Origin of the sequence: Ilyomonas limi, from assembly GCF_005233845.1 — a bacterium.
Lineage (GTDB): Bacteria > Bacteroidota > Bacteroidia > Chitinophagales > Chitinophagaceae > Ilyomonas > Ilyomonas limi.
Genome location: NZ_SZQL01000018.1, coordinates 67,189 through 82,271, shown reverse-complemented (window position 1 = coordinate 82,271; position 15,083 = coordinate 67,189). Strand labels below are relative to the sequence as shown.

General features: G+C 41.4%; 8 protein-coding genes. 7 read left to right on the top strand and 1 reads right to left on the bottom strand.

Annotation, left to right across the window (positions count from 1 at the left end):
• Positions 1 to 87 precede the first annotated feature (87 nt).
• Complete coding sequence (locus FC093_RS19000; RefSeq protein ID WP_137263390.1) at positions 88 to 1,482, top strand: NAD(P)/FAD-dependent oxidoreductase; 1,395 nt, start codon at positions 88 to 90, stop codon at positions 1,480 to 1,482.
• Here FC093_RS19000 and FC093_RS18995 read toward each other — a convergent pair.
• The gene (locus FC093_RS18995; protein WP_206106627.1) at positions 1,428 to 3,878 is read right to left on the bottom strand and encodes an alpha/beta hydrolase-fold protein; all 2,451 of its coding nucleotides are present in this window, start codon (positions 3,876 to 3,878) and stop codon (positions 1,428 to 1,430) included. The genes FC093_RS19000 and FC093_RS18995 overlap by 55 nt on opposite strands.
• Positions 3,879 to 4,439: 561 nt before the next feature.
• Here FC093_RS18995 and FC093_RS18990 point away from each other — a divergent pair.
• The 6 genes from FC093_RS18990 (at position 4,440) to FC093_RS18965 (ending at position 14,321) form a co-directional block, all read left to right on the top strand.
• Positions 4,440 to 4,661 (top strand): hypothetical protein, encoded by a 222-nt coding sequence (locus FC093_RS18990; protein WP_137263389.1) that lies wholly within the window; start codon positions 4,440 to 4,442, stop codon positions 4,659 to 4,661.
• Positions 4,662 to 4,914: 253 nt separating this feature from the next.
• Positions 4,915 to 7,194: a glycosyl hydrolase family 95 catalytic domain-containing protein gene (locus FC093_RS18985; protein WP_137263388.1), complete on the top strand. Its 2,280-nt coding sequence runs from the start codon at positions 4,915 to 4,917 to the stop codon at positions 7,192 to 7,194.
• 185 nt (positions 7,195 to 7,379) lie between these two features.
• On the top strand, positions 7,380 to 8,594 hold the full coding sequence (locus FC093_RS18980) for a glycoside hydrolase family 27 protein (protein ID WP_137263387.1): 1,215 nt from the start codon (positions 7,380 to 7,382) through the stop codon (positions 8,592 to 8,594).
• A 66-nt stretch (positions 8,595 to 8,660) separates the two neighbouring features.
• On the top strand, positions 8,661 to 9,464 hold the full coding sequence (locus tag FC093_RS18975) for a glycoside hydrolase family 16 protein (RefSeq protein ID WP_137263386.1): 804 nt from the start codon (positions 8,661 to 8,663) through the stop codon (positions 9,462 to 9,464).
• A gap of 285 nt (positions 9,465 to 9,749) precedes the next feature.
• A complete protein-coding gene (locus tag FC093_RS18970; RefSeq protein WP_137263385.1) occupies positions 9,750 to 12,800 on the top strand; it encodes a SusC/RagA family TonB-linked outer membrane protein in 3,051 nt (1,016 codons plus the stop codon).
• Between the two features lie 24 nt (positions 12,801 to 12,824).
• Complete coding sequence (locus tag FC093_RS18965; RefSeq protein ID WP_137263384.1) at positions 12,825 to 14,321, top strand: RagB/SusD family nutrient uptake outer membrane protein; 1,497 nt, start codon at positions 12,825 to 12,827, stop codon at positions 14,319 to 14,321.
• The last annotated feature ends 762 nt before the right edge of the window (positions 14,322 to 15,083 follow it).

Below are 15,083 nucleotides of genomic sequence, written 5' to 3'. Positions count from 1 at the left end.
GTATTGATTACCGGATGGGAGCGGCCTGGCAAAGTTGCCAGCTTGAGCAGTTTTATTTACAGATAATCATTATTCAAACATACTGATATGAATACGATAAAAGCAAATAAAAAGCACATCGTTGTTGCAGGCGGCGGCTTTGCGGGGCTCAACTTTATCAGGCATCTATATAACAGCAATTATTATGATATTACATTAATTGACAAAAATAACTACAACTATTTTACGCCGCTCCTATACCAGGTGGCCACCAGTTTTTTAGAGCCGTCCAGTATCAGTTATCCATTCCGCAAGTTGTTTAGAAACAAAGGCATTTATTTCAGGATGGCAACTGTAACTTCCATTGATACAGCTACCAATAGCGTTTATCTGCATGATGGTGCCGTATTGACGTATGATATACTGGTACTGGCTGCCGGCTCTAAGACCAACTTCTTTGGCAATGAAGTAATACAGCGAAATGCTTTTTCATTAAAGGGCATTGATGACGCTTTGCTAATGCGCAATGAGCTTATTAAAGTATTGGAGAAAGCATCTGTTGAAACAGATCCGGCGGAACGAAAGAGACTACTTACCGTGGTTATTGCAGGTGGCGGGCCAACAGGCGTAGAAGTAGCCGGTATGCTGGCTGAATTTAAGCAGTACATTTTTGGCAAAGATTATCCTGAATTGCAAAGCATAGGAACGGAGATTCATGTAGTAGATGGAGCACCCAATCTGCTGCAGCCCATGAGCGACCAATCACATGCCGATGCCTTGAAAAGGCTGACAAAAATGGGTGTGCATGTGAAACTCAGCACAAGAGTTGATTCTTTCGAAAATGATAAAGTGCACCTGTCAGACGGCAGTATCATTGAAGCCAAAACACTTATCTGGGCAGCCGGTGTTATAGCCAATACATTCGATGGTATTTCCATCAGTAGCATCAATAAAGGTAACCGCATGATAACGGATGATTACAACAGGGTGCAGGGCTATGATAATGTGTATGCGGTTGGCGATATCAGCATTCAGTTTGGTGATGCTGCTTACCCGCAGGGACACCCACAGTTAGCGCAGCCTGCCATTCAGCAGGGAACGCAACTGGCGAAAAACCTGAAACGCCTTGCAGAAGGCAAACCGATGAAACCCTTCGATTATTTTGATAGAGGTGAGATGGCAATCATTGGCAGAAACTATGCGGTGGCAGACCTCTTCAAACACAAACTGCACTTTGGCGGATTGCCTGGATTGTTAAGCTGGTTGTTTATACACCTCATATCACTCGTCAATTACAACAACAAAATTAAAACACTCTATGGCTGGACGATTGCTTACCTTACCAAAGACCAGTTTCTACGGATGATCTTTCATTCGGAAGACAGGGAAAGAGAAGCTGCAAAAGGTACTGACAGAAAAAAAATGACGTTTGATGAAAGTCTCAAGAGTTATTCAGTGGCCACCATCTCACTATTACTCAATTTCCAATTATTATCAAAATAGCCGGCAAGTTGTATGGCTTTAGCGCCATCTTTTAGCATGGCAAGCCTGAAAACCATAAAGTCGGGGAAGCCGCTGCCGCCAGCGAAATACTGATTGGCGGAAGCTGCATTCATACCTTTAATGCCGGTGCCTGCAACTACACCTACGCTGGTAAGCGCATCTGCCTGCGGCCATACAAAATAAGCACCGAGGTCATCGCCCGCCCATGATTTATCACCTGCTGTTATTTTGCCTCTGCTTACCTGCAGCGGACAGTTTGCCAGCAAGGTTTTCCATGCACTATTGGTGTTGGCATTACCATAAATGATGATGTTTCGTCCTTTATATTTTGCAGGTGTATAATCTTTATCGGCAATTATATCTACTGCTCCATTACCGCGATAGTACCAGCTTTCAGCATCGTAAATGGCTTTGTGGTACGTATTTTCATTTTCTTCTTTAGTACCACCGGTACTATACACAAAAACCATCCTGTTGTTAAACGCTTCCTTGAAGGTGCCATAGCGTAAAGGATTCTTTTCTGTTTCATCTGGTCTGCTTGCAATTATCCAGGTATCATTATTCCGCTTTAAATAAATTATGTTCGTATTGCCTGCTGCAGTTATAGTAAGCGTATTCAAACTGTCTAACTGTATTTTTACAGGTTTATTTCTTTCGAAATCTTTCAAATTAAGTTGTAAGACCTGCACATTTTCGGTAGTACCAGCTATAGAGTCTTTATCTAAGTATCTTCTTAATACAATATGACTGTACTGCAGCGGATGAATTTGCTGCAGCACCGATGCCCAACGATAAGCAGCAGAAATGCCAGGACTGGAAGTAATAAAATCAATTTCGTTTACCGCACTATCGGGCAGGCGCTGGCGATCCTTAAAAAACTGAAATAATGCTGGCCAGTCCACGCTCTGATTGCCATACCAATGCTCTGCGCCGGGCACCTCGTGGTATGCAAAGTCGGTGTGAAAAGTACCCAAAGAGTCGCGCATTTGCCGTGCAAACTGTACAGGCACTACATGGTCCGAATCGCCATGCAACACATACACACCAAATGGCTTATAGTTGTGAATAAGTTTTAGTACATCACTTTGATTGCCGGCACGCAATACCATTTTTTCTGCCGGCAGACGGCTGCTGTCGGGAATTTTACCATCAGCAGAGCCATAATCTTTGAGTGAAGGATAACCCGAACATGGACCAATGGAAGCCCATTTATCGGGATAAGTGGCGCCTAAAAACCAGGTGCCATGCCCGCCCATAGAATGTCCGGTAAGAAAAATATGTTCCGGATCGGGATTAAATTTTTGGGTAGCAATATCCAGTACTTCAAGCGCATCTATTCGTCCCCAGTCTTCCCAGTTAAAACCACGCGGACGGCGGTTGGTAGCTGCTACCAAAGTGCCCCAGTCTTTATAATCGTAAGCAGCGGCTTGTCCTGTGGCTTCTACGCCGGCACCATGTACCGATAAAAACAATGCACTGTTAGCTGTATTCCTGGAACGCTGCGGAGTAACTGCGAAATACTGCAGGCTGCCATCTATATTACTTATAAAAGTATTGTTGTACCTGTCTGTAGCATTCACTGCTTCAATAGTAATTGTTTGCTGGTCTGCTGCATTTGCACCGGTTAGTTTTAATACACAATCATATTTGCCAGTAGCATCAACAGCCGATGGATCAATTGTAAAGATAACCTTGCGGCTGCTTATGGCAGGTACAACAGGCAGGCTGGTTACACTTTGTTTGCCTGCGATGGTGCTTGTAATTGTATAATTGATTAATGGCTGTTTTGTAGCATTGAGCACCACTATTGCACCTTTCAACAGGCTATCCTGCTGTTTTAAAACAATGCCGGGCAGAGTAGCATCACTCACCTGCAGGCTAATAAGCTTTTTTGGTTTGATGATATTGACCTTTGTTCTTCCATAAGCACGGATTATGATTTGATTTTCTCCCTTTTTAAGCCATACCGGAATGTTGAGCCAGCCTGCACCGTAAGGGTCTCCGGCATGTAATACACCGTTTACAAATACACTGCTGCTGCCGGTAGTGTTGAGTATAGCAGCGCCTTCTTTATCTGCCCTGTATGTAAAATATAAATAACGATTGTTGAAGTAGCGTCCGCGGCTGCTGAATATATTGTTGCTGTCGGCTGTAGCAGCTTCCCACTTTAAAGAGTCGGCTTTAGCATTTATATCAAGCGCTTGCCCTGCTAATGGTTGCTGCAGCGTATTGCTAAATAACTGATATGCCAGCGCATCGGTATATACAGCTTCTCTGCCGTAGTGGTAAGCATCTCTTAAGGCGAGTGCCTTTGTTAGTGAGACAGTATCCTGCGAAAAAGAAAAAGAATGTAACAATACGCAACTGCATAAAGCGCCTATTCTATAAATTTTCATAAGCAATGGAAATTAAAAAACGAAGGCGGATTACCTTAGTTTGCTGCAATGTAGCAATGTTATAAGGCAGATGAAAAAAGAGGTGAAATTTTTTTTAGAGGGAGGTAAAAATGAAGTCACAACAGATAAGCAATCTTTGCGTTTAATGATGACTTTTACATGTAAATGGCCAATCAATCTCTATCCAGCTAATCGGTTCACATACAGCGGCAGGGGAGGAGCGCCTATTGGTTATCATAACAGGAAGGCAGCTAAATAACAAGCGCACTGCTGTTCAATAATAATCCGGATTTATTGCTTGCAATAACTATGTTTAGCGCAGCAATCGCTATGGGTTGCATAATAACCACCAGTTATCTTAAGGGTTGTGTGATGAGGTGCTTAGGCAGCCGGGCATTGGCCAGAGAGAGGGATGAGTGCAGACAGCAATCTATTGTGCATTTTTGTGCATAAATCATACGGTATATGTTTTAATCTAAAGGTGTTGGTTTACTTACTTTACTAAACGTATTTTGACAAGTAGTGAAGTATTAAACGTATAATGTACCTGTTTGCGGCACGATGATCAACCTAACTCATTCAGGTAAAAAGAAGTCTTCGCTCAGTAATAACGGACAAAAAACGATTACGTGGCGTGCTGTTTTCCAAGGCTCGCATAAACTGATTTATATAGATAAAAAACCACTGAAAGCAACGTTAGGCAAAGATTGGCAGGGTAAGACTTTTTCATTTGCAGATGTAAGGGTACATCCGGTTCAGCAGGCAAAGGCAGAAGTAAAGTAATGTATGCTGAAATGTATTTTAAGACTTTTGTTCATCTGTAAAGCTAAAAAGACAATACAGATAGAGGGCTGGTAATTTTATCGGAGGCAAGGCTAATTTTGGTATGTCAGCCTGAAAGGGAAGCAGCATTGCTGATAGCAATCCGGTTAAACAATAAGATGGATACTTATACGGTAATAGGACATAAAAGACTGTTAGTAATGGTTGCTTTATTGGCCCTTACCAGTAAACCGCAGATTTTAAATAGTAACTGATGAAAAAAATAATTACTCTTTTTTGTTGTATTTTTTGTGTGCTGAAGTTATCTGCCCAGCCGGAGCCTGCATATAACTTGCAGTTCAAGCATCTGGCAACAAGATGGGACGAAGCAATGCCATTGGGCAATGGTATGCTGGGCGCTTTGGTTTGGCAAAAAGATAGCAGGCTGCGGCTTTCGCTTGACAGGGCAGACTTGTGGGATGAGCGCAAAGCATTAGACCTTTCTGCATTTAATTTCAAATGGGTTACACAACATGTATTGGCAAATGATTATGATACTGTACATGCACTCGGCGATGCGCCTTATGATAATACTGTTTATCCCACCAAACTGCCGGCGGCTGCCATAGAGTTTGACATTAGCTCTCTTGGAATTGTAGTCTCCAATGTACTCGATATTAAAACTGCGCTTAATACTGTAAAGTTTCAAAACGGTGTGGTGTTTAATTGTTATATACATGCATTACAGCCTCAAGGCTATTTTAGTTTTGAACATGTACCTGCAGCAGCGGTTGATAAAATAGCTGCACTTATCGCACCCCATCTTATCACACCTAATTATACCGGCAATCAAACTCAGCATGAAAATGATAACAGCCATGCCGGTGAAGGTTTGCAAAAGCTTGGTTATGTAAAAGGTACTGTTACACAAACAGGAAATACTATACAGTATCATCAACCCACTTACAACGGGCACTACTATGAGGTGTTGATACAATGGAAAAAAATACGGGATAATAAAATTATCGGCACCTGGACTATTTCGAATGATAAGCCCGCTGTATTTTCCTCATTAAGTGCTAAAGCATCAGAGCCAACAGAATGGGATGCGCATGTAAACTGGTGGAAAAATTTCTGGTCACAATCATCCATCAATATTCCCGATACATTGCTCGAAAAACAATATTATCTGGAACAATACAAGTTGGGTTGTGTGTCCCGAAAAGGCGCACCTGCAATCACTTTGCAAGCTGTATGGACAGCAGATAACGGCAGCCTTCCGCCATGGAAAGGGGATTTTCACAACGACCTGAATACGCAACTCAGTTACTGGCCTTCTTACACCGGCAATCATTTGCAGGAAGCTGCAACATATACCGATTGGTTATGGAAAATCAAACCAAACAATCAGCAATACACCAAACAATATTTCGGGGTTGCAGGCTTGAATGTTCCCGGGGTAGTTACGCTTGATGGAGAACCGATGGGTGGATGGATTCAATATTCCTTATCGCCAACGATAGGTGCGTGGGGTGCGCAGCATTTTTTCTGGCAATGGAAATATTCAATGGATGAACAGTTTCTGAAAAACAGAGCTTATCCCTACATTCATGAGGTGGCTACTTACATGGAAAACATTGCGCCATTAAAAAACGGCATCCGAAAATTGCCATTAAGCTCAAGCCCGGAGTATAACGACAATAACGTTAATGCATGGTTTTTAAACTGGACAAACTATGATTTATCGCTGGCAAAATTTTTATTCACTGCAGCAAGCGAAGTGGCAAAAGCATCGGGCAAGACGGACGAGGCTGCTCACTGGCAACAGGTACTTCAGCAGTTACCGGATTATGATGTAAATGAAACAGGACTTACCATAGCACCGGGGCAAAACTTAGATGAATCGCACCGGCATCTATCGCCGTACATGGCAATTTATCCGTTGGCATTATTGGATATAAATAATCCAAAGCATAAAACAATTATTGATAATTCTTTTAAGCAGTTGGAAGAAAAAGGTACCAAAAACTGGTGCGGATATTCATTTGCCTGGATGGCTTGTTTGTATGCAAGAGCGTACGAAGGGGATAAAGCAGTAAAACAATTACAAATCTTTGCTTCTAATTTTTGCTCACCCAATAGTTTCCATTTAAATGGCGATCAAAAAGGCGGACAGTATTCCAACTTCACGTATCGCCCGTTTACACTTGAAGGCAATTTTGCTTTTGCACAAGGTGTGCAGGAATTATTATTACAAAGCAGGAATGGATATCTACAGGTTTTTCCTGCGGTGCCTTCCTCCTGGCAAAATGTTTCATTTGATAGTTTAAGAGCAGAAGGCGCTTTTTTAATAAGTGCAAAAAAAACAAATGGCATTACAGATGAAGTAAAAGTCATTTCGGAAAAAGGTGGTACTACCAAATTGAAGCTGCCTTTTAAAACGATGGTCATTGCTTCGCAAAGGAATGTAGAAGTAAAAAATACCGGCGATGGATTTGTAACGCTCGCTTGCAATCCTGGCGGAATGATTCTTTTAAAGAATGGATATGAGTAGAATAATTGCTATGTTTTCAATTGCATAACAAACTACATAAACACAATAGAAACATAATATTTTACATAACTTTTTTATGTGTTTCTTTCTATGTTCCTATGATGCTATCATGGTAAAACTGCTACCATACAATTATGAACACTACCAAATAGTTTTTGACTTTATAAATTAATTTGTTGATGAGAATGAAAACAATTTGTCTTTTTTTCTGCCTGCTGTTGGCAACATACACTTCCATTAAAGCACAAGACAGTACTGCTATGTTATGTGCTACGCCGCCTATGGGCTGGAACAGTTGGAATTTGTTTGAAGAGAAAGTAAGTGATTCCCTGTTACATGAAATAGCCGATGCGATGGTTACCAATGGAATGAAAGATGCAGGCTATAAGTACATTATCATTGATGATTTATGGACAGGAGGACGGGATAATAAAAACAGGCTGATTGCCGATCCGGTGCGTTTTCCCAATGGGATGAAAGCGGTGGCTGATTATGTACATTCAAAGGGATTAAAGCTGGGTATTTATTCCGATGCTGCGCCGCTTACCTGTGGTGGTGTTACAGGCAGTTATGGCTTTGAAGAATTAGATGCAAAAACATTTGCTTCGTGGGGTATTGATTATCTCAAATACGATTACTGTAATGCGCCGGAAGATGTAACAACGGCATTTGCCCGTTATAAAAAAATGGGCGATGCATTAAAGGCAACAGGTCGCCCTATTGTATATGCCATTTGCGAATGGGGACAGCGTAAGCCCTGGCTTTGGGCAAGCGCTGCAGGCGGACAGTTATGGAGAACCACCTGGGACCTGCGGGATACCTGGCAATCGAATAATAAAAATCTTACCGGCATTATGGAAGTATTCGACCAGCAGGAAGGCTTAACGCAATATGCCGGCCCCGGCAGCTGGAACGACCCTGATTTGCTGATGGTGGGTTTATATGGCAAAGGTTCGTCTTCCAATGCAGGCACGAATGGTAAAGGTTGTACTCCGGCAGAATACAAGTCGCATTTTGCATTGTGGTGCATGTTGGCTGCACCGCTAATTGTAAATTCCGATTTGCGCCACCTTTCTGCAGAAACCTTGCAGTTGCTAACCAACAAAGACCTTATTGCTGTCAATCAGGACAGCCTGGGTAAACAGGCAGAAACAATTTATAAAAAGGAAGATATACAGGTATTGAAAAAAGAATTGGCTAATGGCGATGTGGCTATTTGTATTTTAAATAGAAGTAATAGCCCTAAGTCTGGTTTGTTAAGCCTGCAAAAAGACCTTGATATATGGAAACCCTTTACTGCTGCAAAAGAAGTTTTTCAAAACAAAACTGTAAAGAAAACAGATAAGCTTTCTTATCAGCTCGAAGCACATGCATGCACAGTGTATCGTATGATGCGATAGGAAATCTATTATAAACAAATTGTCCGTGCTGTGTAACAAATACATCTCTGTTAAAATAGTTTTTCAATGAGTAAAAAATTCCTTTCAGCTACAGTGCTTTCAGCATTGATTTTTTTTTGGGCATGTTCAAAGCCTGCTTACGTACAAAAAAGTGCGTTGCAGTGGGAAGAAAATTTCAACCAGCCGGTATCGTTTGATATTACCAGGTGGTCAAAGATTCCTCGCGGTACCAGCGACTGGAACAGGCACATGAGTGATTTTGATTCTTGTTATGGTATGCGGAATGGAAAGCTGATACTGCGTGGCATTAAAAACAATAGCTTGCCAGATGACACCTCAACATATCTTACCGGCGGAGTGTACACCAAAGATAAAGTTGTCTTTGGGTTGGGACGCTTAGCAGTGAGGGCAAAACTGAATGGGGCTAAAGGTGCATGGCCGGCTTTCTGGATGCTGGCGGAAAATGCCGAATGGCCGGCAGGCGGCGAAATAGATATTATGGAACGGTTGAATTTTGATAGTATCGTTTATCAAACCGTTCATTCATACTACACCGTTACGCTTAACATCAAGGACAATCCGCCACACTACGCAACCGCAGCTATCAATCCCAACGAATTTAATACCTATGCAGTAGAAAAATATGTGGATAGTCTTGTGTTTTATGTAAACGATAAGAAAACCTTTACCTACCCACGCATAAAAACCGATAAAGAAGCGCAGTTCCCGTATGCAGATGGCAAACATTATTTGCTCATTGATATGCAGCTTGGCGGCAATTGGGTAGGAAAAATAGATCCTGACAATTTACCTGTAGAAATGGAAATTGATTGGGTAAGGTTTTATGAGTTTAAAAATAAAAGTAAATAAAAGGTGTTATTGAGAAAGCCTGCATTCACGTTACTTCCATAAATGTTTTTATACTAACAATTTAGAAAATCAAATAAATGAATAAATGAAAAAAACTTGTTATTGGAAAAGCGACGCATATAATACGCTCATTAACCCGCTAAGCGCTTGAATAAGCACTTTCATCTTTTTCCGCTGAATAGTTGCTGATAATAAAAACCCTAAAGAAGGTAACCGGGCATAAGGCTTATCGTATGTGGTGAACTAAATTAGCATAATCATTTTAATAATTACAATTGCTAATCTATGAAGAATTCCCCACACAAAAATCTTCTACAAACATTGCTTTTACTCTGTATTTCCAACGTGCTGATTTTTCTTTTTGCTACAAGTGCAATTGCTCAAACCAATATCAGTGGTCGCGTAACCAATGCTGCCAATGAGCCTTTGCCTTATGCATCGGTGACTAATAAGAATACAAACAAAGCAGTTGTTACCGATAACAATGGAGCGTTTACTATTGCTGCAAGAGCCGGCGATGTTATAGAAGCTTCTATTGTTGGTTATATCAATCAACAGATCACAGTTAATGGAAGTGAGCCGCTTTCTTTTGTATTACAACCAGGCGAAACCAAACTAAATGAAGTAGTAGTGGTAGGCTACAATACGCAAAGCAGGCGAAATCTTACCAGCGCCGTGGCTACTGTAAGCGGCGACGAGTTAAATAAGCGCGTACAAACAAACCCCGCTACTTTATTGCAAGGTCAATTGCCAGGTCTTCAGGTAGTTCAAAATTCGGGACAGCCTGGTAATGAAGGTGTAAGCCTGCTGATACGCGGTGTAGGAACTTTTAGCGGTGCAGGTACCGCTCCGTTGATCATTGTAGATGGTTTGCCCGGCAGTTTGAGTGTGTTAAACCCTAACGATATAGAATCTGTTTCGGTGCTTAAAGATGCTGCATCGGCTGCTATTTATGGTTCCAGGGGTGCGAATGGTGTAATTGTAATTAAAACAAAAAAAGGCAAGCCGAACAGCGGTTTTAGCGTCAACTACAACTACAGTTTGGGAATACAAAAAGCAACAGCATTGCCCGATTTGGTTACCAATTCTGCCCGGTTTATGGAATTGTCCAATGAAGCGAGACTTAATTCCGGGCTGCAACCTTTATATACGCAGGATCAAATTGACTTATATAAAGATGCTACCGACCGCGTAAAATATCCAAATCATAACTGGCTAAACGATGTATTCAGAACAGCTACGGTTCAAAATCATTATCTGAATATGACCGGCGGAGCAGAAAATACCAATTACAGCCTGAGTATAGGCTACGCCGATCAGGATGGTGTGATGATTGGTTTTAATGAAAAGAAATATACAATGGATTTTGGTCTTTCTTCACGCGTAAGCAAGCGTATAACTATCGGTACCAATATCCAGATGCGGTATAGCCACCGGTTAGCTCCTGAAAACGGTGGAACAGATATGTTTTTATCTACTATTGCTCAATCTCCCTTGTATCCGCCAAGAACTGCTGACGGACTTTGGATAAAAAGAGCTTATCCAAATGAATTAGGTAATAAAAATACAGTTGCCATTGTTGCAGAAGATGCGGTAATCAGATACGATGATTACTATGCACAAGGCAATCTATCGCTCGATGTAGATATTATTGATGGCTTGAAATGGGAAAACCGTGCGGGGATGAACTTTGATGCCAATAAATACAACGATTTCAGGCCGGTGGTACAAACGTATTATTACAACGATTTAAGTCCCGCAGGTATCCTCGACGATGGAACGCCGGGACTCAATGTAGGCAGGGCTGATAATATTTATACCGTTTATTACAGTCAGTTGACTTACAAAAAACAACTGGGCAGCCACAATATTTCTGCGCTTGCAGGTTTTCAGCAGGAATACAATGGCGCCAGCAACATTGATGCGTCAAGAATCCAATTCCCTACTAATGATTTAAGAGAGCTGAACGCCGGTCCTGCAGATGGACAAACCAATAGAGGAACCTCTTCAGCATGGGCAATCCGCTCTTTTTATGGAAATGCCAATTACAGTTTTGAGGATAAGTATTTGTTAGGCGCAAGTATTCGTTACGATGGCACTTCACGCCTTCCAAAAGATTCAAGATGGGGCTTGTTTTACTCTTTTTCGGGCGGCTGGCGCATTTCAAAAGAGAATTTCCTTAAGAATGCATCGTGGCTGAATGATTTAAAAATACGTGCATCCTGGGGGCAGTTAGGAAACCAAAACATTGGTACTTATCCCTATCAGGCAACACTTGATAACCGTAGCTATGTTTTTGGAACTACCGTACAAACAGGCTTTGCTGCCAGTACATTGGTTGATCCTTCCCTTACCTGGGAAACGACCAGAGTGGTTGATGTAGGACTTGATATGACTGTGCTGAATAACAGGCTCACTTTTACAGCCGACTGGTTTAATAAATACACTTTTGATATTCTTCGTGCTTCGCAAGTGCCACTCTGGTTGGGTTTAAATGCGCCTACCATAAACAATGGTGCCTTAAGAAATACCGGTTTTGAATTGGAAGCACAGTACAGGGATGTGATCGGAAAAAATTTCTCCTGGTATGTAGGAGGCAATATACAGGCCTACAAGAACAAGCTGGAAGAATTTGGAAAAACCGAAATTGGAGGCAATACTATTCGCGAAGAAGGTCACCCGCTCGATGAGTTTTTTTTATATCAATGGGATGGCATTTTCCAGAGCCAGGAAGAAATTGATAAATCGCCCACGCAGCCTGTTACGCCTACTCCCGGAGATCTTAAAATTAAAGATATAAATGGAGATGGTATTATTAATACTGATGACCGCACTTATACGGGTGGCAGATACCCGTCTTTTCAATATGCAATTAACCTGGGCGCCTCCTTTAAGGGCTTTGATTTTAGTGCGCAGTTGTTTGGGTCGCAAGGACAAAAAATTTATGTAAACGGCTGGGGAATTGAGCCATTTCGCCAAGGCTCTCTACCAACTACAGATTGGCTTAACCGTTGGACACCGGAAAATCATTCCACTACATTACCTAAGATTTACGTAGCCGATAGTTATCCTGCCGTTCAGAATTATGCTTCTACTTATTTCTTAAAAGATGCTTCTTTTTTAAGATTAAAAAATGTACAGCTTGGCTATACGCTTCCTGCCTCCATTATGAGCAAAGCAGGCATCAAAAATTTGCGTGTTTTTGTTTCAGCCGACAATGTTTTCACCGCCAGTAAGTTTCCCGGCTTAGACCCGGAACGCACCAGTTTTAGCAGCACGTATGTTTCTTATCCGCAAAACAGAACAATTACGTTTGGTGCATCTGTACAATTTTAGTTCAATCTTTTAAACGGAATTACAATGAAAAAAATTACAATAATATATATCCTGTTTCTTCCCATAGCAGTGTCCATATCTTCCTGTAAAAAAGGTTTTTTAGACCGCACACCAACTGACCGACTTTCTACTGCCATATTTTGGCAAAAAGAATCGGATGCAGACCTTGCATTAACGGGGCTGTACAATTATTTGTATGCTCCCGGCGGCGGTTATGCCACTTCGCAGTTTACAATAATGTCGTGGGACAACTTTAGTGATGATGCTTACGGACAATACGATTATGGTGGCGGTACTTCTGCACTTACCGGTGGTATTACCCCGCAATCGGGTGGATTTGTATATTCCTATTATGCAAATTCTTACCAGGCAATAGCTGCTATCAATTCCTTTCTTGCCAATGTAGGAAAGGTGTTAACCGGCGATAAATTAACGCAATATAAAGCCGAAGCTTACTTTTTAAGAGGTTTCTATTATGAATGGCTGGCGCAGCTTTACGGAAATGTTCCCATCACTTTAGAAGATCCGTTTTTGATTGATTTTAAATCTACCCAAGGGAAATCTTCTAAAGCAGAGGTATTGAAGCAGGTAGAATCCGATCTCGATTCGGCAATTGCCGGCTTGCCCGATGAGCCTTATACTACCGGTCATGCAGTAAAGGGAACAGCGCAGGGCTATAAGCTGCGTACTTTACTATTAGAAGAAAAATGGGCGGAAGCTGCCGCACTTGCCAAAGAAATCATTGATGGTGGAAAGTTTTCGCTCAATCCTAATTATGCCGGCAATTTTTATAAGCCCGATCAAAATGCCAGCCCCGAAATTATGTTCTCTGTAAAATACCAGTTGCCAAACGTGCAACACCAGGATGTTGCGTTGGCAGTACATTTACAAAAATGGAAAGGCGAATTGGGTACGCAGGATTTGATTAATGAATATGAACCCGGCGATCCGAGAAAAACAATGACATTCTTCTTTATCGGGGATACGCAGGCACAGGGATGGCCGTTTACCGGCGACCTTGCAGTAGCTACTCCGGGAAAAGATAGCTGGATAGACGGGTATTATGCTGTAAAAAAATGGCTTACACCCGGAATGGTTAACCCCGATTATGGCGCCCTGGATGATAATGATTTTGTACTGCTGCGTTATGCAGATGTTAAGCTGATGTATGCCGAAGCCCAAAACGAAGCCGTAGGTCCGGATGCAGGCGTTTATCAGCAAGTTAATGAGGTGCGTGCAAGGCCGGATGTAAACATGCCTCCATTGCCCGCAGGCTTATCCCAGGCAGAAATGCGGGAACGCATCAGGCACGAAAGAAGGGTAGAGTTTGCATTAGAAGGTTTGCGTTATCATGATTTGCGCCGGTGGGGAATAGCAACAGAAAAACTGAATGGTTTTGTTCCCAATCCTTTGTTTCCAAATATCAAAACAAAATATGAGGATAAATACCAGTTTTGGCCAATTCCGCAAACGGAAATTGACCGCAATCAACCTGACTTAGAGCAAAATCCGGGTTATTAATAGTATTCTATTTTGTCGTTAACCTCCGCTTAATACATGTAATACAAACTATTTTCCTTTTCGGCGGGTGGGTACACCCGCCGAAAACCTTTTATCAGATAGTGCATCAATTTCACACAATCTTCCTGAAGAATACATAAATGCAGCAACATTAATAAGGATCTTTAGCGGCAAGTTTACCTCACTGAGGATATCATCTGATTGGCATTACAAAAATTCTTTTCCTGACCCGGTTCAATTTGTCCGGAAGAAATTTAAACCAGACTTTCACATTTCAACACTTGAAAAGTTTTGCAGTACTCCGAAAGAGCGTAAAATGAAATTAAACATGAATTTCCATAGGTAATATTTGAAACTACGGTATTCCAAAAACCTTTTCAATACACTTCGGTTAAGTTCGTTTGCAGTAATAGTAATTAAATTCTTTAATTAATTGCTGCGCAACCCACTTTAGCACCTGTTCCATTGCAGTTCTTTTCCTGCTACTGCTTGTCAATACAATGTTTTAATGGTGCATATTATAGTACTGATGCAATAAAAGTAAAATTTACACTTAATCACTTCGTTGGGCAAGAAATACATGAATAAAATGTCCAAAGAACTTCACGGAATGAAAACGTTTGCGTAAATAAATCAGCATCTCAATCACATACATTGTAGATAATTGAGTACACTTGCATGAGAAAGATATGCTGGGGCATCTTTATCTGTAAAAAAGAATTGTAGTACGATTCTGTTCATTCTAATTACAATAGCAGTGTA

What these genes read in the sequence shown, in the direction of transcription:
- FC093_RS19000 (WP_137263390.1), top strand. Translation starts at nt 88, where the DNA reads ATGAATACGATAAAAGCAAATAAAAAGCACATCGTTGTTGCAGGCGGC.
- FC093_RS18995 (WP_206106627.1), bottom strand. Translation starts at nt 3,878, where the DNA reads ATGAAAATTTATAGAATAGGCGCTTTATGCAGTTGCGTATTGTTACAT.
- FC093_RS18990 (WP_137263389.1), top strand. Translation starts at nt 4,440, where the DNA reads ATGATCAACCTAACTCATTCAGGTAAAAAGAAGTCTTCGCTCAGTAAT.
- FC093_RS18985 (WP_137263388.1), top strand. Translation starts at nt 4,915, where the DNA reads ATGAAAAAAATAATTACTCTTTTTTGTTGTATTTTTTGTGTGCTGAAG.
- FC093_RS18980 (WP_137263387.1), top strand. Translation starts at nt 7,380, where the DNA reads ATGAAAACAATTTGTCTTTTTTTCTGCCTGCTGTTGGCAACATACACT.
- FC093_RS18975 (WP_137263386.1), top strand. Translation starts at nt 8,661, where the DNA reads ATGAGTAAAAAATTCCTTTCAGCTACAGTGCTTTCAGCATTGATTTTT.
- FC093_RS18970 (WP_137263385.1), top strand. Translation starts at nt 9,750, where the DNA reads ATGAAGAATTCCCCACACAAAAATCTTCTACAAACATTGCTTTTACTC.
- FC093_RS18965 (WP_137263384.1), top strand. Translation starts at nt 12,825, where the DNA reads ATGAAAAAAATTACAATAATATATATCCTGTTTCTTCCCATAGCAGTG.